A 23,593-nucleotide genomic window follows, 5' to 3' on the forward strand; every position below is an offset into this window, starting at 1 on the left:
TTTCAGATGCGCGTCAGGTGTGCGAGAATTTCGGGATGCCCCGGCGCGAGTTCAAGGGCTTTCTTGAGTGTCTTGCGCGCCGCTGCGGTATTGCCGCGATTGGCGTAGATCATGCCGAGCGTATCCAGATACGAAGGATTTTTGGGTTCGCGTGTCAGGGCTTTTTTGACGAGGGCGAGCGCTTCGGTGTAGTTCTTTTCGAGACGGCAATAGACGAAAGCCAGCGAGTTCATGCCATTCGCATTCTCGGGGTCGTTTTCCATAAGGCGCGCGAGCACGCGCTCGGCTTCCATGAGTTTATTCTGTTTTTCGAGCGCATAGCCGAGCATGCTCAGAAGCTGCATGTCGTTACGGCGATCACGCGAGGCTTCGTTCAGAATCTGTTCGGCCTCGGCAAAACGGCGGCGCTTGAGCAGAGTCAAGGCGAGCATTTTGCGTACATCGGGTAAAAGCCTCAGTTCATCGAGTTCGATAATCTTACGAAAAAGTTCTTCGGCTTTTTCCCACTGGTGAAGCTGAAAGAGGCAAAGGGCCTCGTAATAAGAAAACTCGAGGTCGCCCGGCACGATCTGTGCGGCGTCTTCAAAGCGTGCGAGTGCCTGCACGAAGTCTTTGCGACGGTAAGCGCGCTTCGCTTCGCTCTTGATGCGCGACAGCTCTTCGACCTGCTGCAGCGACAGTTCGGTCGGGCCATCTGCCTGTTTCTTGATCAAGGGGTTCGGTTTGCCAAGGCCCATATATTCGCCGATCGAAACGGTTTTTTTAGCGGGCTTGCCTGCATTAGTCGTGTTCTTTAAGTTTTGCGTGGTCTGTTGCATCGATCGAGAGCGGAGTGATGACTGTACAACCCCGGTCGTACCAGTAGAAATCGGTCTCCGCCTCACCTCCGTGACTTAGTACCGAACCGCCCAAATTCAGCAGCATGCTGCCGTCGTCTTGCTGTTCGCGCCTATAGTTATCTCGGTAGATTCGGCGTCCCAATTTAGCCCATTTTATGTCTCCCGCATCTTCGGCCGTCATGGGAATATTGACGTTCAGCAGAAAATTCTGGTCGGCGTCAGCGCTGAAACGGGCGAAAATTTCAGCAAAGATGTCAGCAACCTTGGCAAAATCACCCGATGCATCGAGATACCCGCACGAGACGGCGAAAGAGGGCACCCCATGTATAAAGGTGTGGCGGGCGGCGCCGACCGTGCCGCTGTACCAGATATCCTGGCCCATGTTGACGCCTTTGTTGATACCTGAAACGCAGAAGTCGAATTGCGGCGCTAGGCCTGAATGCAGCGCCACGTTGACACAATCGACCGGAAAAGCGTCGACTTCATAGGTGCGCTCGTCGAGGCGAATCACCGGCACATCGGTGTGTATAGATAGCGCCATACTCGTCGCGCTTTTCTCTTCGGCGGGTGCGAACACCCAGGTTTCGCCGAACGCCTCGAGCCGTTCGCGCAGGCGCAAGAGCCCGGGAAATTTAAGGCCGTCGTCGTTTGAAATAAGAATGCGCATAGTTACTCCAGTTCTTTCAGGTATCGACTCTGCGGAAAAGCTTCGCTGAGTTTTTTGCGAAATGATTCGAATTCGGCCGTTTTCTTGATCGCGCGAAACGACTGCGCGGCCCTGTAGAGCGCTCGTTCATAGACCACCTCGTCGCGCGAATCTGAGAAGGCAACCCGGCTGAATTCGCGTGCGGCCGGTTCAAATTCTTGTTTCGCGTAGAGCAGCTCGCCGATATTGAGGCGTGCTTTCAGGTAGAGCGCCTCGTTGGGCTTCTGGGTAATCTGGCGGTAAAAATCGAGCGCGCGTGCCGAATCGCCGTCCTTTTGGTGCGATTCGGCAAGCAGGTAGCGCGCGCGCTGGCCCAGGCTGCGCGACTTCAGAAGACCGCTCAGCGTCTCGCGCCCAGCAAGAGTATCGCCGGCGAGCAGCTGGTATTTGCCTTCAAAAAATGTCAGCTCGGCGAAGAGTGTGTCGCTGCCTTCAAATTTTTTCGCCAGTTTCGCTGCCGTCTGCGCAGCCGCAGAAAATTCGCCCTGCAGTTCGTGAATTTCAAAAAGTTGGTTGGCCGCCCTTAAGAGCAGCGGTTCGGGGGCATCTTCATCGCCGAGCACTGATTGAACGATGGCCGTTGCCTCGGCGTATTTTTTTTCGTCGGCAAGCAGCTCGGCGCGCGCAAGCAACAGCTCGAGCTTTTGGTTGGGTTTTGTCTGCAGCGCTTCGAGTTCTTTGAGCGCCGCTGCCGCCTGCCTGAAGTTCTGTTTACGGCGATGGTAGACCATGTGTTCGCGCAGCGACTCTGCCATCCAGGGTGAATTCTTATTGCGAGACCTGAGGGCGCTGGTCGCTGCCTCTGCGTCGCCGACCGCGTCGGCCTTGAATGCAAGCTCGGTTAAGTGATAGAGCGCTTCGTCAACGCCCTGCGATTCGGGAAAATCTGCGATGAACTGCCGGTAAGTTGCTGCGGCCGAGGTGAAATCTTTTCGCGCCTGCCTGGTGCGGGCGAGATCTTGCGCTGAGCGTTCGCGAATCCACGCGGGTTTGGTGGCGTCGGCGTAAAGTTCGGTAAATTGCGCCTCTGCGGCCGCATAATCGCCGAGCTGGTAGCGGCAAAGGGCTGCAAAATACATGGCCTCTGCAGCACGGGGGATATCCCCCTTGTCGCGCTCAAGGTACTGTCTGAAAGTTTTTTCAGCACCCTCAAAATTATTTTTTCTGAATTCGAGCCATGCGAGCTGGTAATACGCCTCAGACGTATGCTCTGTCAAAGCGGGAAAGCTCTTGATAATATTCTGGTAGGTGGTGCGTGCCCCTTCGAGATCGCGCAGGTTGTACAGGCAGGCACCAAGAGCGAGCTGCGCCCGGGCCTCTTCGGCCGGCTTCTTGTATTTTTTCAGCAGGCGGCGAAACGTATCGGCGGCGCGCGCATATTGTTTTAGTTCAAAATAGACCCAGCCGATGCCGAGTTCGGCGTCGAACACACGTGCATGGTCGCCGTGCCGTTTGACAAACCGCGCGTATTGCTGCAGCGCTTCGGTGAACTTACCCAGAGAATACGTGATTTCGGCGCGCAGAAAAAGTGCTTCGGCGCGGGCTTCGCTGTCTTCGAATTTTTTGTCTAGCAGCGTGAGCCGCGTCAGCGCGTCGTCAAACCTGCCTTCGCGGTAAAGCGAGCGCGCGAGCAGCAGGTAGTGAGTCGCACCTTCTTGATCGGCCGAGAACTCTTCGGCGAGTTTTCCGTACACAAGCGATGCATCGGCGTAACGATGACTTTGGTAGAGCAGGTCGCCGTGTCGCCGCAACAATTCTTTGCGGCTTTTGCCGCTGACCGATTTTTCGCTGCCGAGCGCTTCGAAGGTGAGAATCGCCTCGTCGGTTTTGCCCTGGCGTCTGCGAATTTCTGCGAGCAGCCCGAGCGCAGGGGCAAAGGTTTCATGCGTCTGGTGCTGGTTGATAATTTCGAGCAGCGAGGGCAGAGCCGCGCCGTCGTCGCCCGCTTCGGCCTTGAGCTGTGCATGGCGGTAGCGTGCGAACGGGTATATCGCATGCTTCGGATATCGGCCGAACAGGTCTTCGAGTGTCGAAACAGCCTCTGCAGCCTTTTTCTGCTTATACTGGCAGAGCGCCGAAAGGTAGAGCGCCTCGGCGGCCTCTTCGGCCGCGGGGTAATCTTTGAGTACTGCGCTGAATTCACGCAAGGCATCGCCGAACTTCTCTTCGGCGTAGAAGCTCTTGCCGAGCCAGAATCTTGCGGCCGCGAGGTTATCGGCTGCGGTGTATTTGACGAGTAATGTTTCAAACTGGCGCCGCGCCGCCGCATAGCCACCCGAATTAAAGTGCGCAATACCGAGTTGCAGCGTCAGTGCGGGCGCAGCGGTACTTTCGGGGTAGTTCTTCAGCGCGCGCGTAAATTCTATGATTGCCTCGTCGTAACGCCTCTGCTCGTTGTAGATGTAGCCGATCGTATAGAGCGCCGAAGCCGATAGAATGTTCTCCCGGTTCTTGCGCACAAACGCCGAGTGAGACTCGATTGCCTCGCGGTATTGCTTGCGGTAAAACCAGGCCTCGCCGTTCCAGAATGCGGCGCGCACGACAAACGGCGATTCGGGAAAATCACGCTGCAGTGCCTTGAATTCGAACTGCGCGGTCTTGTAATCGCTTTCGTAATAGTAGGTCATCGCGAGATAGTACTGCGCGTCGTCGCCATATTCACCCTTGGGGTCTTTGAGTATTATTTCTTGCAACAAGAGCCGCGCCGAATAGAAACTCTTTTCTTTAAACGCGACCATCGCGGTGCGAAAACTCTGCTCTGAATCGAACGAGTCCGCGAAAACACCCTGGCCCGGCAGTGAAGCGGCGAGCAGCAGGCAGCAGAAAAACGCCCTGATTGAACTCTGCATCAGAGTATAAAGCGCGACAGGTCCTGGTTTTTGACGATGTCACCGAGTTCGCTGGTCACGAAATTTCGATCGACAACAACATCTTTGCCTGAATATTTTTCAGGTTCAAACGAGGGTTTTTCAAAGAGTTTTTCCAGAATCGTGTGCAGTCGTCTTGCCCCGATATTTTCGTTGCGCGAATTCATCTCATAGGCGATTTCTGCAATTGCTTCAAAACCCGAATTTTCAAACTGAATGTTCACATTCTCGGTCGAAAGCAATGCCTGGTATTGCTTTGCGAGTGCATTTTTCGGAGTTTTCAGAATACTGACATAGTCTTCTTTATTCAGCGGCTTCAGCTCTACACGAATCGGAAACCGCCCCTGAAGTTCGGGTATCAGGTCGGTGACCGCAGCAATGTGAAACGCGCCGGCCGCAATAAACAGAATGTGGTCGGTTTTGACCGCGCCATGCCGGGTGTTCACCGTTGAACCTTCGACCAGAGGCAGAATATCGCGCTGCACCCCTTCGCGCGAGACATCGGGCGAACCCTTGCCACCGCGGCTGGCGATCTTGTCGATTTCATCGATAAACACGATGCCGGTATTTTCGGTGCGCCGAATCGCTTCTTCTTTGAGTTTCTCCTGATCGATCAGCTGTTCTAGCTCTTCTTGATAAATAAGTTTGCGTGCCTGCGCGATGCTGACCTTGCGGTTCTCGCGCTTTTTGGGGAAAATATCACCGAGCATGTTCTGCATCTGGTTCTCGATTTCTTCCATTCCCGGTATCGCCATCATCTGCACTGCAACCTGCGGGCTCGCAGCCTGTGGCGCCCTGAACTCGACTTCGCGGTCTTCGAGTTTGCCGCCTCTCAGCTTTTTGCGAAAAATATCGCGCGCGATGGCTTCGTCGTCGTCTTCTGTACTCGTTACCGCGTTCTCATCTTTGGGCTTTTCAGCGGCCGATTTGCCCGAAAGCAAAAGGTCGAGCAGTCTTTCTTCAGTGCGCTTTTCAGCGTCTTCTTTATATCTCTCTTCAAACTCTTGGCGCACGATCTTCATGGCGGTCATGAGCAGGTCGCGTATCATGCTTTCGACATCGCGACCCACATAGCCGACCTCGGTATATTTTGTCGCCTCGACCTTAATAAAGGGGGCGTTGGCCATTTTGGCGAGACGCCGCGCAATTTCGGTCTTGCCGACGCCCGTGGGCCCGATCATGATAATATTTTTCGGATGTATCTCTTCGCGTAGCGGGTGTTCGCCCAAAGCAAGACGGCGCTCGCGGTTTCTCAGCGCAATGGCGACTGCACGTTTTGCATCCGCCTGACCAATAATAAAGCCGTCGAGATGGCGAACGATCTCGGTGGGCTTAAACTCAGAAAGCATCTCAGTCAAGATACTGCGGCCGGCGCTTTTCGGCAAGCGCACTCATGGCTTCGCGAAAGTTTTTGACGATCACAGGGGTGGTAAATGATTCGTATATGTGCTTGAGCGTCGTTTCTGACCGCTCGAGAATGGGAGCATTAATCGCCTGCTTCGTGCGCTGAAGCGCCGAGAGGGGTATTCGGTTCAGGTAATCGAGTTTCTTGAGCGTCAGTTTGCGCAGCGCTTCGAGGTCAGGCGCCGTTTCGTCGATGAGTCCGATTGCCTTCGCTTCGCCCGCCTTATAGTTCTCAGCAGCGCAGATGGCATTGACAAACGGCGGGTAAACGGTGCGGGCAATCTTATCGATAAAGTTGCCGGGCAGGGGTAAACCGACGAGCACTTCGCTGAAAGAAATGCGCGCCTTGCCTTCGAGCATGTACTTGTAGTCGCTGCCCACGGTAATCACCGCACCGCCGCCCATCGCATAACCTGTCACCTCGGCGACGACTGGCTTGTCGAAGCGCAGCAGGTGATTAAAGAAGAGCACGATTTCACCGACTTCTTCGGCGAGTTTGTCGTCGGGCACCGAAGCCACATTGGAAGCATCGAGGCCGTTCGAAAAAAATTTAGGATTTCCCGATGTGAAGACAAGCGCAGCGTATTTTTCGTCTGCCTGCGTATCGTGCAGAATCTTCGTCAGCTCAAGAAGACTCGCTCGCGTCAAAGAGTTCTGTTCGTTCGTGCAGATATCGACAAAACGCGCAACTTTTTTGCCGCTGCCGTGGTCACTGAGTTTGAAATTCATGGTGAACCGTTCCAATGCGCCGCACGCCGGGTAAAGGAGAAGTCCCGTTGGGGCTGGGCTGCTGGGCAGTCTCAAATCAATGCAATTTGAGCAGCAACAGACAGTTCGACCCGTAACGGTAGACCTGAATGTCGGGGTTTGAATCGAGAAATTCCTGCGCCATTGCCGGGTTCTTTTCATGAACCTGCATGAGTAGTACCGGATAGGGCGGGCCCGACTCGGCTGCGGCCGAACGGTAGAGCAGAATCAGGTTCGCGGGGTCGTTCGAGGCGCTGTTGCCATACGTGTAAGGTGGGTCGGCCCAGACAACCACCGGCATTTCTTTTACACTGAACGATTCGCCGAGAACCTTGTTCGCGCGCGATCTGACGAGCGTGTACGCTGAGCGATCGATGTCAAGTGACTGCAGCGTGTGTTGAATGTCGCTGAGCCGCTCGGGTACGAGATCGACAAAGGTGACGTGCGCCGCGCCGAGACTCAGCGCCTCGATTCCCATTTGGCCGCTGCCGGCAAACAGGTCGTAAAACACCCATGGCTCATCGATATCCACATGATTGCGCACTAGCTGAAACGCCGCTTCTTTGACGCGTGCACTCGTTGAATTCTGGTGCTGTTTATGCGATCTCGCCGCGGGTATTGCTGTACGCTTCAGCCGGCCAGAACCGACGCGCAGCGAGGCACGTTTCACGACGCCCGGCGACCGCTGCGCCTTGAGGTGTTTTCAGGCCGCATCAGTTTATAGCGCCGCATTTTGTCATAGAGGGTCTTGCGCGAAATCGAGAGATGCCGCGCCGCCTCGGTCACCTGCCAACCATAACGTTCGCAGACGGCGGCGATGTAGTTGCGCTCCACCGAATCAAGACTGAGCGGCGCTTTTTCACTGCTCGCAAGGCCCTGAAACAGCGTTGTCGGTTCGGGTTCGACCTGCTCGCGCAGAAAACTTTTCGCTGCCCGAAACGCCTCTGCATCATCGCCGGCACGAAACAGCTCGAAAACCGGTATACCCTTGCTTTTCGCGAGATCGTGTAACAAGTCGAGCGTCAAATAGAGCCCGTTGTACCCACTCGAAAGATCAAAACGTTCGAGTATCTTCGCCGCAAGTTCTACCTGCCCTTCAATGAGCGGAGTAAACCTGCGCCTGAAGATGTAGTCAGCGGCAATTTTGGTTATGTCTTGCGGGCGCTCGTGCAGTGCTGGCAGCGTCGTCGCCGCTTTGCGCAGAACCGACAGCAGCTCTTGCCTGAAAGCCCCGCGCCGAACATGCTGCGAGATGTCTTGTGAAACTTCGAGCACATAACGTTCGCGCGGCGCAGGTGCGGATTTATCGGCGTCACGCAGGTTCTTGATCTGTTGCAGCAATAAACCCTGGTTCTGCCAGCCCATGAGCTGAACATTCTTGATGCACACAATCGGCGCCGGGTTTGTGCCGCCAGATCTATGCGTCGTCTTGCGCTGCGGCCAGATCGCGGCAGCGTGCAGACCCGCGGGTACTTTCGCCAGATCGACGATCTGGTAGCGCAGCGGCCGCGCAGGATGAATCAGCGCGGCGTAATATTCCATGAACTCATCAGACGGTATTGCATCGCTGCAGGCCAGAGTCAGGTAACTGTGCGCAGCGGACATTTCGATGACCTGCTCTCTGAATTTTAAAATGGCAGGCGAGCGACCCTGCATAAATGCCGGAAACCTTTTCAGGGTGTGCGATTCGGGTTCAATGCGCTCCAGACGGCGCACCAGCATTTCATTTTCATCTCTGACGAGCAGCCGCTCGCCGAATTGTTCAAATTTCTTTCGTTGTGAATCAAGCAGCCAAAACCATTCGGCCCGGCCAAGCCCGTGCACTCGGCCAGCCTGCAGGCGGTAGTGGCCGATCGCATCGATATGATTCAGATTCTGCGGAAAAAGCGAAAACGCCTTCGTACGGTCTTCTTCATTCAGCAAGAGTCCGAGCGAAACGCCACCACTCTCGGCAGCGTATTGCCCGGCGACAGAAGCGATAATTGCATCGGTCGATTCAATCAATAATGCCGAATCGAACACGACGATGCTGCCGGCGAGAGTCTCGTTGCGAAGATTGAGCTTGCCGATTGAACGCAGCCGATAACCTTCTGGCAGATTTTTGCGGCAGTGCTGAGCGAGCGCGCGATTTCGGGTTATCAGCAAGACACGAAACATCGAATCCGACCCAGTTCAGAAGTCGCACAAAGCGTCAACCAACCGGTGAAAATTTTACAAAAAAAAGTACGCGATGCTTTGAAATTTCAGATGCTCACTTGAACATCTGCGTGATACGCAGGGCACTTTCGCCTATATTGGTATCGGATACATCGACGACCGTGTGCGCCAATTCAAGATACATCGGCTCGCGACGCCGAAAAACCTCAAGAAGTTTATCGGGCGAATCGGCGCCGGTCAAATCGGGTCGCGAAGCGTTGCGCGAAAGCGAAGAAAGCCGGTAGCGCATTTTTTCTTCACTCACTGCGATATAAATACAGAAAAATCTTTCACGCAAGAGGGCAATCTTGCGCTCGCTGCGCAATCCATTGGCCTCTTCAACGATGCCCCCGCCGCAATCGAGCAGCAGGCGATCACTCGCTGCGGCGTTTTGCAGCGCTGCGTATTCAAGATCGCGAAATGCCGGCCAGCCCTGCGTCTGCACAATCTGGTCTATTTTCATGCCGGCGTTACGTTCAATCTGTTCGTCGAGCGACAGCAGCGGCAATTGCCAGATCTCAGCAAGGCGGCGCGCAATCGCCGATTTACCGACGCCGCGAAAGCCGATGAGAGCGAGCCGGGGTTTTGACGGCGCAGACACGCGCGCATGCGGCCGCGCGCCATGGGGTTTTCGCCTGCGCCCGCCGCGGTCGCTCATCTGAGCCTCTTGATTTCGGCGAGCAGAGCTTTTTCCATCGCGTCAACGGGCGCAGGTTTACCCGTGAAGAGTTCAAACTGCAGTACACCCTGGTACATCAGCATTTTATAACCCAGCACAATTTTACATCCCCGCTTCTTCGCTGCTTTGATGAGAGGCGTCTCAGCCGGATTATAAACGATGTCGAAGATTGTCTGGTGCTTCGCCAGTTCAGCTGATTTCAGAGGGGATTCAGCGGCAGCGCTCGACCCCCGCATACCCATTGGGGTAGTGTTGATGACGATGTCGTAGTGGTGCAGCTGTTCGGCGCTGGTGTAGGGCTGGCTCAGCCACTTGCGCCCGCTCTGCGGCATCAGGTCGATCAGCGATTTTTGCAGGCTTTTGCCCTGCGGCTGCAGATGCAGCGCCACCTGCGGGTTTTCGCTGTTGAGAGTGAGATTGCGCGCCAGCTGCATCGCCATCATCGGGTTGCGCGCCAGAATGCCGATCTCGGCGGGTTTTTCCTGTGTTAGCGCAAACGCAATGCTTCGCGCCGAACCACCTGACCCGATCACCAGAATCTTCTTACCCTTGAGAGAAACTTGAGATTTTCTCAGCGCCATCATCGCGCCCGGCCCGTCAGTATTATACCCCTCGAGTAATCCGGTTTTTCCCCAGACGACAGTGTTCACCGAACCGATCTGTAGCGCGAGCGGGTCAATGCGGTCGAGCAGGCGGCGGATAGAGATTTTATACGGAATCGTTACCGAAAGACCCTGTATGTTCCACTGTTTCATCGAATATTTCAGCTGAATCAGATTCTTCAGAGGAAACGCAAGGTAGACCGCATTGATCTTGCGCGCGGCGAAAGCGGCGTTATGCATCGCCGGCGAGAATGTATGGCTGAGCGGGTTGCCGATGATGCCATAAACTTTTGTCGCCGCGTCGATTTTCATGTTTTGATTCTGCCTTGCATCACTTCGCTGGTGATCGTTTCGCGAATGAAGCGCAGGGAAACTTTTTCTGAGTGCTCGTCAAGATATTCGCAGAGTCGCTGCACAGATTGCTGGCTGATTTTGTTTTCGGCGGTGAGAACGGGAGAGCGCTTCATACCCATTGGGTTATCGCCGTCGTCTACAATCGCCAGCCGCATGCCGCGCTCGGCCGCCCAGTCGAGCGCGATTTCACGGTAAGCCACCTGAAAACGCAGCATCTCGCCTTCGTCGTCTTCTGGCAGCTGCCAGATGTAGATTGCCAGCCGGTTGTGTGCGTCTTGAAGAAAGCGCTTCTGCAGAAACCGGTGATCCTGCTTTACGAGTTCGCGCCTGACTTCAACGAGCATTACCTGCGCGATTCTTCGAGTAGAATTTTTTCGAGAATTCCCGGTACGAATTCAAGCGGCACACCCGGCAGCCGTCTGTCGTTGATGATCGTCGTGGGGGTGCCGGTGATTTTTATTTTGTTACCCGCAGCGATGTCGGCCTTCACCTTTGCCATCGTCGCCTGGCTTTTGAAGCAAGCACCCATCGCCGCTGTATTGAGGCCTGCGCCTGCCGCGAGGCTTTCAATCGCCCGCTCTGAAACCGGGTTTCTGAAGAACAGTTCTTGCTGCGAGAATATTGCATCGTGCATCGGCCAGAATTTGCCCTGGGCTTCGCCGCATTCCATAGCACGGGCCAGATCGCAGGCACCGACGTGAAATGCCCGCTTCATGGCGTCGTTGCACTGAATATCGAGAGGGTAGTGGCGAAAAATGACGCGCACCTTATCGCCATGCTTCTTCACAAATTCGTTGAGCACTACGCCCATGTCTTTGCAATGCGGGCAGAGTGGGTCGGCAAATTCCATAATGGTCAGAACAGGATTCGCAGCGCCCTTGCTGCCCGAGCGGGGTTTATCGAGTTTGACGATCTCGCCCGCTTTCCATTGTTTATAGAATTCATTGTTCAGCTGTTCTCGCAGTTTCTGCTCTTGTTCCGTGGCACCGGCAACCGGCGTGCTCTGTGCCTGCAGCGAAGCAGTGTGAAAAAAGAGACCCGATCCAATCGTTGCAGCGAACACAAGACCCAGAACCGCCTTGGCTGAAATTGAGATAGTTTCGGCTTTGATCATTTTAGCTCCGTCGCGGTTAAAAAGGTATGCACCCACAGCGAGTATCACTGTGGCGATGTAGGTAATGGCGCAAAGCCGGCAAATGCCCTGCAGCACAACCAGCGAATATAAGAGCAGAAACGCATCGAATAAAAGCGCAGAGATTGCTCCCCAAAAGAGCAGGCTGAGCACAATGTCATTGAGAGCCAGCAGCAAGAACAGAGCGAGCGCTGCCATTGTGCCATAGAATGCGTAACCATAGAGCGCCAGCGGTAACCCGAAAATTTTACCCACGGCCGAATCTTTTGCCTTTTCACAGCTGCTCGCCTGGTTGACGTCGCACACTGCAGAGCCGATTTGAGTTTTTGCGCCGTTGTGTTCGTAGATCAATATGCCAGAAAAGAGCATGCCGATGAGTGCCCCGGTGATTACGAGGGCCGCCGGGAGTATGAGGGGTTTTTTGAACATGAGTTGCATGAGGAATCTCTAATTTCGCATAAGCGGGCAAGCATTTTTGAAACTGTATCTGGCAATTCGATTGACGTGACCGCCGCGAAATGAATGTCGAGGTTGTCATGTCGGCTTCGACACCGGGCTTCATCGAGAACAAGCGCAGCGAGGCTGAGCAGCGTGAAGAAGCTCTGCGCCGGGCGCTTGAAGAACAGATTGCGCGCAACAACCTTGCCGAGCACGCATTACCGATCGAACGCCTTATGGATAGGCTCAGCGCCGGCGAAAAACTGAAGCCCGAAGAATACGCTCTGATCTCAGAAGAAATTGCGCGCATACAGGCGCGAAATCAAGACCATCTCGCACGGCTTGAGGCGCTGCTGAGTAACCGCATCGCCGGCGAAGGCTAATATCTCAAGGTGCGCCACGCTCATCTGGCTGCTTCGGTGCTCTTGCTCGCGGGTGCTCTGGTAGCGGCCAAACAAACAAAAAAGTTCGAGGCGCCCAAAACATTTGAAGAAAAAGAAAAAATTGCCGTCGAGATGAAAAAAATCTCGAAGCAGCTCGATGTGCGCTGTGAGTATTGCCACAGCGATGCTGAGCGTGGCCTGAAAGAAGGTGATTACACACTTCTGACCCGCGAAGGCGAATATGCACATGAGGCGATGTTTCCGATCAGCGCAAAATACAAGGTGGAGTGCTCGTATTGCCATGCCGGCAATGAGCTCACGGCTGCGGGCGAGCGCACTCACCAGGACATGAAATTCATGAGAAAGTACAAACGCGAGAAGCGCAAAACGTTGCAATGCGGTTCATGCCATATACCCGGCAACGCAGGCAAAGAGTTTCAACGTCTCACAAAATTTGCCAAAAAAACCGGCTACTAGGCAACACCCAGTGGCCCGGTCAGATGTTCAAAAGCATACTTTCCAGTGCAGCGAGATCTCCCGCCTCGGCGGTTGTGCTCTCCCATTCGAGCAGCTCTTTTGGCAGCTCGTCGAGAAAACGCGACGGCGTTGAGTCGGTAATGAGCCCGCGATTCTTGCGCGTGCGCGAAAGCGTGAGGTACAACCTTGCTTTGGCTCGCGTCAGCGCAACATAGAGCAGGCGGCGCTCTTCTTCAATACCCTGTACTTCATTGGCTTCTACTTCATTGTCAATCGACCGCTGGTGCGGTAAAATACCGTCTTCGAGCCCCGTCACGAATACAGTATGAAATTCCAGTCCCTTGGCCTGGTGTATCGTCATGAGCTGCACCTTGGGTGTCTCTGATTCATTCTCTTTGTCGTCTGCGGTGAGCAGCGCTACAAACTGCAGGTACGTATAAATATTGCGTTCAGCACCTTCACCCATATTCGGCAACTGGCGATCGCTGTTCTCGAAATCATCGATCGAACGCATGAGCTCGCGCACGTTGAGCAGCTTATTGATGATTTTTTGTGCGTCGATTCCCTGGCGCACATATTCGCGTTCAAGCTGTAGTGCATCGATCAGGTTTTGCGCCGCTTTGGCGAGGTTGCCGGTCTTGCGAATCTCATGTTCATGCGCTGCGATAAACTCCTTAAATTCCATGATGCCGGCAAGCGTTGCGGCATTAATGTCGATTTCGCACATTTCGATTTCGGCAAGAATATCCCACAGGTGTTTCTTGTTCAGCTGGGCATACTGAGATAAGCGCTGAATCGCAGTTTCAGAGATGCCGCGCTTTGGCATGTTGAGAATACGCGACAGCGAGCGGTCGTCGGCGTGGTTGGCAAAAAATCGCAAATAGGCGAGAACGTCTTTAATCTCTGTACGGTCGTAGAACTGGTAGCTGCCACTCACGTGGTAAGGTATGTTGCGTTGCCGCAAAACCTCTTCGAAAGAGCGGCTCTGAAAGTTTGTGCGGTAGAGCACGCAGAACGCTGAGTACTCCCCCTGATGCCTCACTTTTTCGGCGATGATTGTGTCGGCGACGTACTCAGCCTCTGCAAGGCCGTCGGCCGCTTCAAAGACGATTGCCCGGTTCGGCGTGCGCCTTTCGCTGAACAGGCGCTTCGGGTGCCGGGCCGTGTTATTTTCGATCAGTTTGTTGGCGATGTCGAGAATGTATTGCTCTGACCGGTAATTCTGCTCGAGCGCGATAATATCAGCCTGCGGAAATCGCTGCTTGAACTCAAGCATGATGCGCGTATCGGCCCCGCGCCATGAATAGATCGACTGGTCATCGTCGCCGACGGCACACAGGTTGAAAGGCTCGCGCATCAGGTGGCTCAAAAACCGAAACTGCAGGGGATTCGTGTCTTGAAACTCGTCGGCCAGAAAATGCGAAAACCGGGCGCGGTATTGCCCGCGCACCTCATCGTCGTGTTTGAGCAGTCGCTCGGGCAAGAGAATCAGATCGTCAAAATCGAGTGCGTTCATGCCGACGACGCGGTTAACATATGTGTCGACAATTTCGGTGATCGGGCGCGCCGGCACGCGCAGCCGCCAGATGTCATCGGCGAAATAATCGCCCATCGCTTCGCCGCTGTTTTTCCAGTCTGAGATTGCCTTGATGAGTTTTTTTTCATCGAACATGTCGGTGTCGACGCCCGATTGTACAAGAACTTCGCGCGCGAGCGTCAGCTGGTCGTCTTGTCCCAGAATGGAGAAGTTTTTGCCGACACCGGCCTTCTCGATGTTCTCGCGCAGAATCATCAGGCCCAGGCTGTGAAAGGTGCCGATGAACATGCCCCGCGTACTTAGACCAGGCGGTTTTTTTTCGGTTGAACCGCGCGCCGACTTGCCTACGAGATCGCGCACGCGTTCGCGCATTTCGCGCGCCGCCTTGTTTGTGAAGGTCACTGCGCAGATCGAAGACGGTTTGAGCCCGCGGCGCATCAAGGCCACGATACGGTTGACAATGACCCCGGTTTTGCCAGAACCCGCGCCGGCCAGCACCAGAAGTGGGCCTTCGCCGTGGTCGACGCAGGCGGCTTGCATGTCGTTCAGCGGGTAGGCCACAGGCCAGTTTACTAATGTGACATAATGCGGCGATCAGAAGTGGGCATCTGTTAGGTGACTCGGCGGGAACTCGCTGGTGCGATTTTTTTCCGCAATTTTCGGCGCTAATCGGCGCAAATTCCCCCGCGAATCGGTAACGATTCGCTCTGCAAGTGGCGAAGACGCCAGAATTCACGCCGATTTTTCGCCTCGCGGCGAAATCGCCCCGAAAATTGCGAAAAAAAAACGCCCAATGTTATAGCTTCGCGAGTTCCCGCCGAGTCCCTTAGACTTTGTAGCGGAATATCGGTTCGAGATCTGAGGCGCCATTCAGGCTGATCGGAAGCTCCTTTATATATCCCGTGCCGAGGTCGACGACCCAACCGTGAATTTCGAGCTGGCGCTTTTTCCACGCTTTTTGAATGATCGAGGTCATCGCCAGATTTCTCACCTGTTCGCGTACATTCAGTTCAACGAGCAGTCTTTCGCGCATTTTTGTGTCTCCGATGCGCTCGAGCTCGGCTACATTGGCGCTGTAGACTTCTTTGATCTGCCGCAGCCAGTTATTGACGAGACCGACATCGGCATTTTTCATCGCGGTCGCAACGCCACCGCATTCATAGTGACCGCAAACGATGACCTGCTTGACCTGCAGCACCTCGACGGCATACTGCAATACAGAAAGCATGTTGAGGTCGGTGTGCACAACCAAATTGGCGATATTCCGGTGCATGAATATTTCGCCTGGCTGAGTTTTCGTAATTTCATTCGGCGGCACCCGGCTGTCTGCGCAGCCTATCCACAGAATCTGGGGCGCCTGGCCGCGTGCGAGCTTTTCGAAATAGAGACGGTCGCGCGCCAGGCTTTCTTCAACCCACTGCCTGTTGCCGTAGAGCATCTTGCGATAGGTAACGTTCTTCAGGCTCTTTAGATCTTTGCGGTCTGGAATATAGGGAATGTTATTCTTCACGATCGAAATCTGGCGATTCTGCGCGCCCGCCTGAAATTCATTAATGACTTCTGCGATATCGTGGTGAACCGACTGCGTGCTGTCGGCGATCAGGTTCACCCGGGAGCCGCTCGGTATTTTGCGCAGCTCTTCGCTGAGGCCTGCTCTGTGGATAAAACTAATCGAATCGCCGAGGCGGATTGTGTAGACATTGTTCTGCTGAGAACTGTAGAAGCCTTTTTGATACGTCCCTTTCAGAATGAAGGCAAGGGCGACCAAAAAGCCTATCGCCGCACCCGTGATAATGTCGGTGAAGATTACCGCCACGAATGTCGCCAGAAACGGCAGAAAATGTTCACGGCCCGCGACCCATTGTTCTTTGAAAACAGTATAGCTCGTCAGGCGGTAGCCGACGACTGCGATAATAACCGCAAAGGTTGTCAGCGGAATCAGTTTAAAAAATGGCGCAATCAGCAGAGTCGCCGCGAGCAGCAGCAGACCGTGTATAATCACCGAGATGCGGCTTGTCGCACCGGCCTTTGCGTTTGCGATTGTGCCGATCAAGACTGTTGTCAACGGCAGGCCGCCGAAAAGACCGCAGAGAACGTTACCGATACCCTGCGCCAGCAGGTCGCGGTTCTTGTCGCAGACACGCCGCTGCGGGTCGATTTTGTCGCTCGCTTCGAGTCCGATGAGCGATTTGGTGCTCGCCAGCAGAGAGATGACAACCGCAGTTTTCCAGATTTCAGGTTTTTGCAGCTGCTGCGCAAAGTTCAGCGTATAAAAGTGCGAAAAAAGATCTTTCGGCCCAATATTACCGGGCAGGCGCAGCAGGTGAGATTCGCCGACCTGGTTCAGCCACGCGACATGCCCGGCAAGCTCGTTCACGGCAATACCCAACACGACAGCCACGAGCGCACCGGGAACAGCAGCCAGTCTCTTATAGCGTGTCGCGATTTGTTTTTCCCAGACGAGCATGCCGCTCAGCGAAACGGCAGAAATCAAGAAGGTCGTCGCATTCATATAACCGGTCATGAACCACAGTTCGGTGAAGGTGTTACGTCCATCGCCCTGTGTGAACTGCAGGTCTCCGATAAAGTCGCCGTCATAGCCGAAAACGTGCGGAATCTGTTTCAGAACTATGATAATCCCCACTGCAGCCAGAAGTCCCCTGATTACCGAACCCGGTATGAACTTGCTGAACATGCCGAATTTGAGCCACGCAAGCCCCATTTGTATGGCGCCAGCAATGATCACGGCGACTGAAAAGGCCTGAAAGCCGCCGGTCGCGGCGATACCCGAAATCACGACCATCGAGAGCCCGGCTGACGGGCCCGCAATGCTGAGCGGCGATGCGCCGAGCGCACCGACGACGATGCCGCCGACTATGCCGGTGATTAATCCCGCGATGGGCGGTGCCCCTTGAGACTGCGCAATGCCGAGGCAGAGTGGCAGAGCCACGAGAAAGAGTACGATTGCAGATGGTATATTTTGTTTAATTGCTGATGACATGAAAGCTCCTCAATCGAATGTGCACGCTTGTGACGTTCTGCATCCGCGTGCCAGATGAAGAGTTAAGAAAGTGGGGGCGGAGTATAGACGTCTTCGCAGTGCTGTGACGCCAGGCAAACGTGTGGCCTGTGCGCAGTTGTCTGGCTGATGATGCGCATAAATGGCGTTGTGCGTTCAAGGCCGCTGTAGGCAGGGTTGCTGTGCATTGCACTTTCGGCGAGGTCGAATTCTTCTGCGACAGATTCTGCTGCTTGCTGCTCGGGTGCGCCGATATCTTCTACCGCAATGCTCGCCGGTAAGCACAGCATAACCATGACGGCAACCTGTAGAATCAGCAGCAAACGCAGCATGTGCGTTACGGACAGCCGATTGCCTTCAATCCGACAAGCGCAACTTGCTCGGCGACGCCTGCCCCGTGTGACTCGGCGGGAACTCGCTGGTGCGATTTTTTCCGCAATTTTCGGTGCTAATCGGCGCAAATTCCCCCGCGAATCGGTAGCGATTCGCTCTGCAAGTGGCGAAGACGCCAGAATTCACGCCGATTTTTCGCCTCTTGGCGAAATCGCGCCGAAAATTGCGAAAAAAAATTGCTCGTTGTTCTGGCTTCGCGAGTTCCCGCCGAGTCACCCGTCGTCTAACCGTGCTCAAAAAATATATTGACGCTTGCGTCAACTTTGACGATCTTCGGCGTATGGACATAACCAAAATTTTTAATGAAAAGAACCCCGACCGCCCCGTGCAGGCATCGCCGCACCCGAAAGTGCGCTCACCGAATTGGGATTTCAGCGATTTCCATTTTTCGTCGCCTAACCCCAATGCAACCGAGAACAACCAGTTTCGCCGCGCCTACCTGGTGGGGCTCAGCCTGCTGTTTCCCGAGGGGGAGCGCTTCTTCATCAGGGCAGTGAGACGCTACGCCAACGAAATCAAAGACCCGCAGCTCAAAAAAGACGTCAAAGGCTTTATCGCGCAAGAGGCGCAGCATGGCCGCCAGCACGAGATTCTGAACGAACAGATATTTGGCTCGCGTTATGAAGTAAAAAGTTTTCTCGACCAGTGGACTGGCTTTGCATTCGGCTTTCTCGAGAACTTTGCCGAAAAATACCTGCCTTTCGGCGGCGGTAAACTTGAGGTTGCTGTAACCGCGGCTGCGGAGCATTTTACCGCGACCTGGGGCGCGGCGGCTTTGAAATCCCCCTCGTTTGCGGCATTCGACAGCCAGAGCATTCGTGACCTCGTTTACTGGCATGCGATCGAAGAGATCGAACACAAGCACGTCGCCTTCGACGTGATGCGCGAAGTCTCGCCGAACTATTTTCTGCGCACCGGCGCGATGCTGATCACGACCGCGCTCATCGGCGGGCTGTCGATCTGGGGTTTCGCACACATTCTGAAGCAAGAAGACAAGATCGACTGGCCAGAGTTCTTGAAAGCGCTGCGCTACGAATCGTTCGAAAAAGACGGCATGTTCCGCCAGTTCGCCGAAGCGTTCGTGACGTACTTTAAGCCCAACTTTCACCCCTCTGACATGGACGATCAGGCGCTGTTTGACGAATTCGCGAATCTGATCGATTCACGAATAGAAAAGGTGGCGTAGAGCCTCAACCCCCCGGCCCCCTTCTCCTGAAGGAGAAGGGGGAGTTGGTAACCCCTCTCCTTTAGGAGAGGGGTGGCTAATGGCTTTGCCAAGCAAAGCCATTAGCCGGGGTGAGGCCTTTTCTTTTTTACGTGCTGACTGCCGAGTAAAACTGAACCATGAAATTCATTCCCACGATTGGTCTTGAGGTACACTGCCAGCTCAACACCCGCAGCAAACTTTTTTCGACCGCTGCCACCTCTTTCGGCGCCGATGCCAATACTGAAGTGCAGACTGTCTGCCTCGGGCTTCCCGGCGCATTACCCGTTCTCAATTACGAAGCGGTACGAAAAGCTGTCAAAGCCGGCCTTGCATTGGGGGGAGTGATTCACGAACGCAGTAAATTTGACCGTAAAAACTATTTTTACCCAGACTTACCGAAGGGCTATCAGATTTCGCAGTTCTTTGAGCCCTATTGCACCAAAGCGGCGATCGACATTGAAATCGAGTCGGGCAAAAAGCGCATCGGTATCACGCGCATTCACATCGAAGAAGACGCGGGCAAGCTCATGCACTCAGAAGATCCGCTGGTGCACGAAAGTTATGTCGACCTCAACCGTGCGGGCACCCCGCTCATCGAAATTGTTTCAGAGCCAGAGATCGACAATTCAGATGAAGCAGTGCTCTATCTCACAGAACTCAAGAAAATTCTCGAATACATCGACGTCTCTGACTGCAACATGGAGCAGGGCTCGCTGCGTGTCGATGCAAACGTGAGCATTCGCCCCGAAGGCTCAGACAAACTCGGCACACGCGTTGAAATCAAAAACCTGAACTCTTTCAAAGCGGTCAAAGCAGCGATTGAATACGAAATCCGCCGGCATACCGAAGTCATCGAATCGGGCGGTAAGATCGTGCAAGAGACGCGCCTCTATAATGCCGTGCGCGATACGACGCAGTCGATGCGCAGCAAAGAAGAGGCTCATGACTACCGGTATTTTCCCGACCCCGACCTCGTGCCGCTGATTCTGAAACCTGCAGACATCGAAGAGATTCGTAAAGACCTGCCAGAACTCGCGCACCAGAAACGCGCGCGCTATGTCGCCGAATTTGGTTTACCTGAATATGACGCGGGTGTGCTGACTGCCGACCGCAGCACAGCGCTCTACTATGAAGATGTCATTCGCGCAGGCGCCCCGGCGAAAAAGGCTTCAAACTGGGTGATGGTCGAGATGCTTGCGATTGTTAAAGAAAAGAACAAGGCGCTGACAGAACTGTTTCCCCCCACGAACCTAGCCGAGCTGATTCAGCTGATTGACTCAGGCGTCATTTCGGGTAAGATCGCCAAAGAGGTCTTCGCCGACATGATTGCCACCGGCAAGAAGCCGAAAGCGATCGTCGACGAGAAGGGCATGTCGCAGATTAGCGACGAGGGTGCAATTCGCGAAATCGTGCTCGCGGTCATGGGCGAACACCCCGCGTCGGTTGCCGACTTTAAGGCGGGCAAAGACCGCGCGCTCAAGCACCTGCAGGGCGAAATTATGAAAAAGACGCGCGGTAAGGTGAACCCGCAGGTGGCGAACAAGCTGCTCGAAGAAGAACTAAAAAAGTAGCTTAAATTATCTTTCGGCCCAAATAGGCGCTGAAATCGGGCCGGCGGCGCTCGTACGCGCCTGCAAAGAAAGGCGACGAGATCACGAGGTCGGCGGTTGCCCGGTTGCACGCGGTAATCACGTTATAGAGCACACCGATGCGCAAGAGCGCCTTGACGTCGACGTCGTGCGGCTGCGCGTGCATGGGATCCCAGAAAAAGAAGATGGCATCGATTTTCTCTTCGGTAATCAGCGCGCCGAGCTGCTGGTCGCCACCGAGCGGGCCTGATTTGAGCTTTCTGAGTTTCACCTCTTTCTGGCCGTCTGCCGCAACTGCTTTTTCAATCAGCGAGCCCGTTGTTCCCGTTGTCGTGAGGTCGTGGGCCGCGAGCGTCTGCCAGTTATACTTAACCCATTCGATGAGGTCTGCCTTGCAGTTGTCATGCGCCACAAGCGCAATACGTTTCTTTTCGGTCATACACTGAGAGCCAAATTCTCTCTCAGCCTGGCAACTGAATGCGAAAGAACTCTCTTTACTTTACGCAGGTAATCTGAAACGATTCTTTTCCGCAGATGCTCTGGCTCGTCGCACTCGTTACGATTATTCTCATTTTGGGGCATTACGGGCTTCCCGAAACGGTAAATCCTCAGGCTTACCAGGAGGCGCCATCGGCGATCAAGATCATGCGCGGGGCCGAGCCGTTTCGGCTACAGGGAAAGACCGACGTCGGTTTCTTGCTGGTGCACGGTTTCGAAGATTCGCCGTTCACCATGCGCAATATCGGCGAACTGCTGCACCGCGAAGGGCACACAGTGATCGCGCCTCTCTTGCCGGGGCATGGCACGACTATCAAAGATTTCGCCAAGACGCGCTATGAGCACTGGCTGAGTGCCGTGCGTGAAACCTATGCGCGCGAGCGGCCCCGCTTCAGGCACTTCTTTTTGATTGGTTTTTCGATGGGGGGCAATCTGTGCCTCACGCTTTCAAGCCAGCTGCGCCGCGATTCGCAGCCGACCGGCATCATCTCGATCGCCGCGCCGGTGGCGCTGAACGGCATTCTGAACGGCAGGCCGATCGTCAAAGACCCGAGGCTCTTTTTGTCCGGGCTGCTCAAGAATTTTATTTCGCATATTCCCAAAGTGCAGTCGGCGGTCGCCGAAAACGTCATGATACCCTGGGTGGGGTACAGCGAAGCGTATACGCTCGCGCCGCTGCACTCTTTCAAGCTCGGCGTACAGAGAGTCAAATCGCGGCTTTACCGCATTCGCCAGCCCACCTGCCTTATTCATGCGACCGGCGACAAAACTGTGCACATTGAAAACATGCACTATATCTTTCGCAAAATATCGGCGACTGAAAAACGCGCGTATGTCTTTGAACTCAACGAAGACCTGAGCACACACCACGTTCTGGTAACGCACCAGTTGGTACGCGATAAGGTTTTTCAGTATATACTGCGCTTCGTGCACGACACGCTGCGCGGCTTCGATCTGAAACCCGTAATCTTCAACCCGGGCGGCGACAAAAGCCGCTTTATTGACAAACTCAAAAAATTTCGCGGCTATTTCTCGTGAGTGCAGGTGCGCTCTATTTTGTTCGCGATGAGCTCAAAGCTGAGTTTGCAGACGAAGCCAGGTTTCTGAATCTGAAGAGCCGTGAGGTTGCGCCCGGCATCATCTTCAGCGAACAGGCGATACGTGTCTTTTGGGTGCTCGATTTCTGGCCGGTCGATACGCTCGATTTTGTTTCGATCAGCGACGCCGCAAAAAAATTACGGCAGAAAGCAAAACTCTGGGCCTATGCCGGATCACAAAATTACCGCCGCGGTCAGCTGATTGCCGAAGAGCTGCGCGCACGGCCACCCAAACCTATAGTCTTTCCGCCGCCGCCGGCGAAACAAACTGCAGCTGCCTTCACGCTGAAAGACGGCAATTCACTTTTTTACAGCCTCAACCCCCTGAAGGGACAGTTTGCCGGCGGTACCCTGCGCTTCGTCGAGGACAAAGTTGGCCCGCCGAGCCGCGCCTACCTCAAGCTGTGGGAGCTGCTCACGCTGACGGGCCTGCGGTTTGAGGCCGATGACAGGGTGATCGATCTGGGCGCGACCCCCGGCGGCTGGAGCTACGTGGCAGCTTCGTGTGGTACGCCGGCGCTCATGATTGACCGCAGCGAACCTGATGCAAAACTTCTGAAAAAATTCAGGCAGCTGCGCTTTCTGCCGGGTGACGGTCTGAATCCCCCCGAAAATGAGCTGGCAACGGCGACGATTATCATGAGTGACATGGCATGCGAACCGCAGAAGTTATTGCATTCGATTCGGCGCTGGCTCGGTCTCGGCGGGGTGAGGGCAATCATTTGTACGCTGAAATTTCACGGGGTATCAGACAAGGCGCTGATCAGAGAATTTGCGGATATACCCGGTTCACAGATTTTTCACCTGTTTCATAACGGGCACGAGCTGACATGGGTATGGCAGCGCAGAAATCTATAGGCAATGCCTCAGGCGCGCTTTGTCAGATATTGAGATATAACGTTGTGCAGAGGGTTCATTGCGTCTGGCGCGCACTTTTGCTCGAGCCAGAGCACCATTTGCACCGAAAGTTTGCTTTCGCAGTTGAATTCGTGCTTGAGCACGTATTCAGAAATCATATATTTGAAGCGTTCAAAGAGCTCTTCGGCCTGCATCAGCGACTGGGCGTCTTCGCCGATAAAGCCCGACATCTGGCGTATGATCTCATGCTTATGCATGAGCGAAACTTCGTCTTTAACTTCGTTGGTTTCGACGACGGAGAGTTTTTCTTCAAAACCCGAGCAATTCTTGCATTTGGGCTGAAAGAGCGGTTCGGCAGCGCCTTTTCTGGGTGAGCTCACGGCCGATTTTTTCGCGGTCTTTTTGATGATACCCATATGGCTTTTGTACGCTGGTAATATAAACAGAGTCGAACCACCTGTCGACTTTTTATATTAACCAATTGGTTAGCCTGCGGCTTTCGCGCTACCGGGCCCGCGGGTTCAGCTCGCCGTGCTTATATATGAGTTGCTGTATCAAGGCGGCAAACGGC

At 54.5% G+C, this 23,593-nt stretch carries 22 protein-coding genes; 6 read left to right on the forward strand and 16 right to left on the reverse strand.

Annotated elements, in window-relative coordinates:
• Positions 1 to 2: 2 nt before the first annotated feature.
• The 11 genes from TURPA_RS14595 to TURPA_RS14645 all read right to left on the reverse strand — a co-directional run bounded on the left by TURPA_RS14595 (position 3) and on the right by TURPA_RS14645 (position 11,955).
• Positions 3 to 818 (reverse strand): tetratricopeptide repeat protein, encoded by an 816-nt coding sequence (locus tag TURPA_RS14595; protein WP_014804071.1) that lies wholly within the window; start codon positions 816 to 818, stop codon positions 3 to 5.
• Positions 781 to 1,506: a 5'/3'-nucleotidase SurE gene (surE, locus tag TURPA_RS14600; protein ID WP_014804072.1), complete on the reverse strand. Its 726-nt coding sequence runs from the start codon at positions 1,504 to 1,506 to the stop codon at positions 781 to 783. The genes TURPA_RS14595 and surE overlap by 38 nt, the downstream gene beginning before the upstream one ends.
• Positions 1,507 to 1,508: 2 nt before the next feature.
• A complete protein-coding gene (locus tag TURPA_RS14605; RefSeq protein ID WP_014804073.1) occupies positions 1,509 to 4,394 on the reverse strand; it encodes a tetratricopeptide repeat protein in 2,886 nt (961 codons plus the stop codon).
• Positions 4,394 to 5,761: an ATP-dependent protease ATPase subunit HslU gene (gene hslU, locus TURPA_RS14610; RefSeq protein ID WP_041948546.1), complete on the reverse strand. Its 1,368-nt coding sequence runs from the start codon at positions 5,759 to 5,761 to the stop codon at positions 4,394 to 4,396. Before hslU ends, TURPA_RS14605 begins: the two co-directional genes overlap by 1 nt.
• A 1-nt stretch (position 5,762) precedes the next feature.
• On the reverse strand, positions 5,763 to 6,545 hold the full coding sequence (locus TURPA_RS14615; protein ID WP_014804075.1) for an enoyl-CoA hydratase/isomerase family protein: 783 nt from the start codon (positions 6,543 to 6,545) through the stop codon (positions 5,763 to 5,765).
• A 76-nt stretch (positions 6,546 to 6,621) separates the two neighbouring features.
• Positions 6,622 to 7,233 carry an RsmD family RNA methyltransferase gene (locus tag TURPA_RS22100; protein WP_014804076.1) on the reverse strand — a complete coding sequence of 204 codons (612 nt, stop codon included), beginning with the start codon at positions 7,231 to 7,233 and terminating at the stop codon, positions 6,622 to 6,624.
• On the reverse strand, positions 7,230 to 8,720 hold the full coding sequence (locus TURPA_RS14625; protein WP_014804077.1) for a helix-turn-helix domain-containing protein: 1,491 nt from the start codon (positions 8,718 to 8,720) through the stop codon (positions 7,230 to 7,232). The genes TURPA_RS22100 and TURPA_RS14625 overlap by 4 nt, the downstream gene beginning before the upstream one ends.
• A gap of 94 nt (positions 8,721 to 8,814) precedes the next feature.
• On the reverse strand, positions 8,815 to 9,417 hold the full coding sequence (locus TURPA_RS14630) for a shikimate kinase (RefSeq protein WP_014804078.1): 603 nt from the start codon (positions 9,415 to 9,417) through the stop codon (positions 8,815 to 8,817).
• Positions 9,414 to 10,352 carry a shikimate dehydrogenase family protein gene (locus TURPA_RS14635; RefSeq protein WP_014804079.1) on the reverse strand — a complete coding sequence of 313 codons (939 nt, stop codon included), beginning with the start codon at positions 10,350 to 10,352 and terminating at the stop codon, positions 9,414 to 9,416. Before TURPA_RS14635 ends, TURPA_RS14630 begins: the two co-directional genes overlap by 4 nt.
• Positions 10,349 to 10,738, reverse strand: a complete 390-nt coding sequence (locus TURPA_RS14640; RefSeq protein WP_014804080.1) for a hypothetical protein — start codon at positions 10,736 to 10,738, stop codon at positions 10,349 to 10,351. Before TURPA_RS14640 ends, TURPA_RS14635 begins: the two co-directional genes overlap by 4 nt.
• Positions 10,738 to 11,955 (reverse strand): vitamin K epoxide reductase/DsbA family protein, encoded by a 1,218-nt coding sequence (locus tag TURPA_RS14645; protein WP_041948547.1) that lies wholly within the window; start codon positions 11,953 to 11,955, stop codon positions 10,738 to 10,740. The genes TURPA_RS14640 and TURPA_RS14645 overlap by 1 nt, the downstream gene beginning before the upstream one ends.
• An 89-nt stretch (positions 11,956 to 12,044) precedes the next feature.
• Here TURPA_RS14645 and TURPA_RS14650 point away from each other — a divergent pair, with 89 nt between their 5' ends.
• Positions 12,045 to 12,347 (forward strand): hypothetical protein, encoded by a 303-nt coding sequence (locus TURPA_RS14650; protein WP_041948548.1) that lies wholly within the window; start codon positions 12,045 to 12,047, stop codon positions 12,345 to 12,347.
• A 9-nt stretch (positions 12,348 to 12,356) separates the two neighbouring features.
• On the forward strand, positions 12,357 to 12,824 hold the full coding sequence (locus TURPA_RS14655) for a multiheme c-type cytochrome (protein WP_041948549.1): 468 nt from the start codon (positions 12,357 to 12,359) through the stop codon (positions 12,822 to 12,824).
• 19 nt (positions 12,825 to 12,843) lie between these two features.
• Here TURPA_RS14655 and TURPA_RS14660 read toward each other — a convergent pair whose 3' ends face one another.
• The 3 genes from TURPA_RS14660 to TURPA_RS14670 all read right to left on the reverse strand — a co-directional run bounded on the left by TURPA_RS14660 (position 12,844) and on the right by TURPA_RS14670 (position 17,712).
• On the reverse strand, positions 12,844 to 14,922 hold the full coding sequence (locus TURPA_RS14660) for an ATP-dependent helicase (RefSeq protein ID WP_014804084.1): 2,079 nt from the start codon (positions 14,920 to 14,922) through the stop codon (positions 12,844 to 12,846).
• Between the two features lie 265 nt (positions 14,923 to 15,187).
• Positions 15,188 to 17,362: a carbonic anhydrase gene (locus TURPA_RS14665; RefSeq protein ID WP_014804085.1), complete on the reverse strand. Its 2,175-nt coding sequence runs from the start codon at positions 17,360 to 17,362 to the stop codon at positions 15,188 to 15,190.
• Positions 17,363 to 17,424: 62 nt separating this feature from the next.
• On the reverse strand, positions 17,425 to 17,712 hold the full coding sequence (locus tag TURPA_RS14670; RefSeq protein ID WP_014804086.1) for a hypothetical protein: 288 nt from the start codon (positions 17,710 to 17,712) through the stop codon (positions 17,425 to 17,427).
• A 341-nt stretch (positions 17,713 to 18,053) separates the two neighbouring features.
• On the opposite strand from TURPA_RS14670, the gene TURPA_RS14675 reads away from it, so the two are divergent.
• Entirely contained in the window at positions 18,054 to 18,959 is a 906-nt protein-coding gene (locus TURPA_RS14675; RefSeq protein ID WP_014804087.1) for a metal-dependent hydrolase, read from the forward strand.
• A gap of 158 nt (positions 18,960 to 19,117) precedes the next feature.
• Positions 19,118 to 20,551, forward strand: coding sequence for an Asp-tRNA(Asn)/Glu-tRNA(Gln) amidotransferase subunit GatB (gene gatB / locus TURPA_RS14680; RefSeq protein ID WP_014804088.1), 1,434 nt, complete (start codon positions 19,118 to 19,120; stop codon positions 20,549 to 20,551).
• Between the two features lies 1 nt (position 20,552).
• Here gatB and TURPA_RS14685 read toward each other — a convergent pair whose 3' ends face one another.
• Positions 20,553 to 21,008: a methylglyoxal synthase gene (locus TURPA_RS14685; protein ID WP_014804089.1), complete on the reverse strand. Its 456-nt coding sequence runs from the start codon at positions 21,006 to 21,008 to the stop codon at positions 20,553 to 20,555.
• A gap of 95 nt (positions 21,009 to 21,103) precedes the next feature.
• Here TURPA_RS14685 and TURPA_RS14690 point away from each other — a divergent pair, with 95 nt between their 5' ends.
• A complete protein-coding gene (locus tag TURPA_RS14690; protein ID WP_014804090.1) occupies positions 21,104 to 22,105 on the forward strand; it encodes an alpha/beta hydrolase in 1,002 nt (333 codons plus the stop codon).
• Complete coding sequence (locus tag TURPA_RS14695; protein WP_014804091.1) at positions 22,102 to 23,022, forward strand: SAM-dependent methyltransferase; 921 nt, start codon at positions 22,102 to 22,104, stop codon at positions 23,020 to 23,022. Before TURPA_RS14690 ends, TURPA_RS14695 begins: the two co-directional genes overlap by 4 nt.
• Before the next feature lie 8 nt (positions 23,023 to 23,030).
• Here TURPA_RS14695 and TURPA_RS14700 read toward each other — a convergent pair whose 3' ends face one another.
• Positions 23,031 to 23,438, reverse strand: a complete 408-nt coding sequence (locus TURPA_RS14700) for a hypothetical protein (protein WP_014804092.1) — start codon at positions 23,436 to 23,438, stop codon at positions 23,031 to 23,033.
• Between the last annotated feature and the right edge of the window lie 155 nt (positions 23,439 to 23,593).

This window comes from Turneriella parva DSM 21527 (assembly GCF_000266885.1).
GTDB classification, from domain to species: domain Bacteria; phylum Spirochaetota; class Leptospiria; order Turneriellales; family Turneriellaceae; genus Turneriella; species Turneriella parva.